Genomic DNA, 2601 nt, shown 5'->3' on the forward strand with positions numbered 1-2601 from the left:
TCTCCTCGGTGTAGCCGATGCAGTCAAGGACCACCCACCGTGCCCCGCCCGCGGCCAACTCCCGTGCCGCCGCGGCGCATTGCTCCGGCGCGCCCGCGGCATAAGGGTCCGCCGGGGCCGCGGTGACCTGGCCGGGCAGCAGCCGGGTCCAGCGCGCCGCGACGTCCTCGCGCTGGGCGGGCAGCGGGCAGACGACACCGACCGGGTCCGCACCGACCAGGGCACGTACGCCGTGCTGGACGAGAGGTTCGGCGTACAGCAGCGGCCGCCCGGCCAAAACCGGCGGGAAGTGGCCGGTGCACAGCAGCAGCGTGGCGTCGGCGCCATCGGCCTCGCAGCGGGCGACGGCGTCGGCCATCCGGGGGCCGAGCGCGTCGTGGCCGAGGACGGCGGAACCGCCGTCGCGCAGCCGGGAGATCAGCGGCGCCTCGCCGGGAACGGGTCCGAGGGCGGCGCGTACCGCGTCGGCGTCGGGTCCGTCGAACCGGTCGTGGTCGAGGGCCCCGTGCTCGGCCAGCCGAAGCCCGGCCGTGAGCGGGAGGATGTCGGGGGTCAGGTCGGTGCGCGGGGCCTGGCCGATGGTGACCAGGCCCAGCACAACCGGGGCGCTGGATGCTGTGGACACGGTCACACCGCCTTGTAGATCTGGCCGACGTCGTGGACGGAGCTGCCCGCGATCAGGCCGGCGCCGACCAGGGCGAGGTCGTTGTCGGCGGTCTCGGCCGCGGCATCCGCCTCCTCCTTCGTGGCGGCCTGCGAGCGGCGCCAACGCGTGTAGCCGAAGCGGACGGCGAGCGCGGCAAGGACCAGCCAGCCGGCCTGCGGGGTGGCCACCAGCAGACCGGTGGCAAGCAGCACACCCATCTGCCGCTTGGAGCCGCCGAGGAGTTGGATCAGCACACCGGGGATCGCCCACAGCAGCATCATGGTGATGGCGTGCGTGTCGGTGAGGCCGGCCTTGATGGTGTCGACGTACACCCGGGCGACCGGCGGGACCCGGCCGTCGGAGAAGAACGGCTTCCACGCGACGGCGACGACGACGATCGCCACGGCGAAGCCCACCAGCTGCGAGAGGTACTGCTGGCGGCGGCCCGCCATCTCGTACGGCTTCCACGGCACGGCGTCCTTGCGCAGCAGCCAGCCCGCCTTGAAGTCGAAGCCGACGTCGGCGAAGGCCGGTCCGGTGCACGCGCAGTACCCGACGAGGAGGGCGAGCGGGATCATCGGGATGCTCAGCACCAGGCCGAGGATCAGGAAGATCAGTGTCACGGCGAAGGCGGGGAACCAGCCGGAGTGCATCGCCGCGAGTCCCACGATCAACTGGTGCACCAGCGCGGCCACCCCGGCGAGGAGCACCCAGCCGACGAGCCCGAGCCCGCCCATGTCCGCCGCGACCCCGCCGCCGACGGCGACGACGATCGCGCCGACGACGAACAGCGCCATGCCCTCGATCAGCCCGCGGCGCAGCCGGCGGGCGTCGACGGTGCGGAAGTCCGGGTCGAACCGCCCGTCCTGCCGCTCGGCCGCGGCCTGCTTCTTCGCCGTGCGGTCGCGCATCATCAGCGCGGCCTGGACCAGTGCCACCAGACCCGCGCCGATCATCACGCCGTGCGGCACGTAGTTGGCGCCGAGGTCGTAGTCGAAGGTGGTCGGTACGTACTGGGCGACGAGCAGGCCGACTCCGAACATCAGCAGTGCCCAGATGTTGCCGAGGAAGGCCACGCCCGCGGCCGACGTGGGCAGCTTGAACATCGCCCCGACGAAACCGACGACCGCGCCGACGCCGAGCACCGCGGCCTTCTTCCCGCCCTCGTCGCCTGCCTTGATCGTCTCGGCGGCGGCGATCCCTGCGGGCCAGGCGGACGTGGCCGGGAAGAGCCGCGAGTCGTAGACGCGGAACAGCACCCAGCTGTCCACGGCCAGACCGATCACCGCACCGAGCAGCATCGTCCACACCAGATCGGGGCGGCCGATGAGGAACGGCACCGCGATGGGGGTGATCAGCGAGTTGGCGGCGGCGAACGTCGAGCCGGACACGGCCGACTGCACGAGGTTCTGCCGGTGCTGGTCGCGCATCTTGCGCAGGCCCGCGATGGCGATCCGGCCGATCAGCATCGCGAGCAGCGCGCCGATCACGGAGGTGTTGGGGGCGATGCCGAGGGTCGTGATCAGCACGAGGCCGATGACGGAACCGAGGACGGCGAGTACGGCGCTGACGACCAAGGTCACCGGTTCGAAGGCGCGCGGGTGCGTGGGCGGCGCACCCGTAGGGGGCGCGCTCTGCGAAGTGGTCACGGGGACTCCAACGGGGCGAAGGGGAGAAACGAACCGGCGTCAGGCGGCGGACGCCTGCAGGCGGGTCATCGGCCCGTAGAGCTCGATCAGCCGCTCGAACTCCTCCTGGTCGTGGAAGCGTGCGACGCCGCGTCCGAAGTCCTTCGCCGCCTCCAGCGAGAACCGGGCCGCCGCGGCGATGTCCGTCTCATGGCTGGCGCCCGTCGCGCAGCCCGCCACCGCGGTCTCGGTGACCAGCGCGAGGCCGACCACCGGCGCGTCCGTCGCCACGCACGGCTGCATGATCGAGTTGATGTGGTGCACGCC

3 protein-coding genes are annotated in these 2601 nt (G+C 72.4%); all 3 read right to left on the reverse strand.

Annotated features, from left to right (window positions below; translation table 11 throughout):
- On the reverse strand, nt 1–625 hold a 625-nt coding region (locus ACQKIP_RS44935; RefSeq protein WP_427745639.1), incomplete at its 3' end, for an AroM family protein.
- Nucleotides 626–627: 2 nt separating this feature from the next.
- Complete coding sequence (locus ACQKIP_RS44940; protein ID WP_365854925.1) at nt 628–2295, reverse strand: OPT/YSL family transporter; 1668 nt, start codon at nt 2293–2295, stop codon at nt 628–630.
- Nucleotides 2296–2334: 39 nt separating this feature from the next.
- Nucleotides 2335–2601, reverse strand: a 267-nt coding sequence (locus tag ACQKIP_RS44945; protein WP_427745640.1) for a DUF1177 family protein, incomplete at its 5' end; no start/stop codon positions are given.

Source organism: Streptomyces sp. NPDC059900 (assembly GCF_050270335.1).
Lineage (GTDB): Bacteria > Actinomycetota > Actinomycetes > Streptomycetales > Streptomycetaceae > Streptomyces.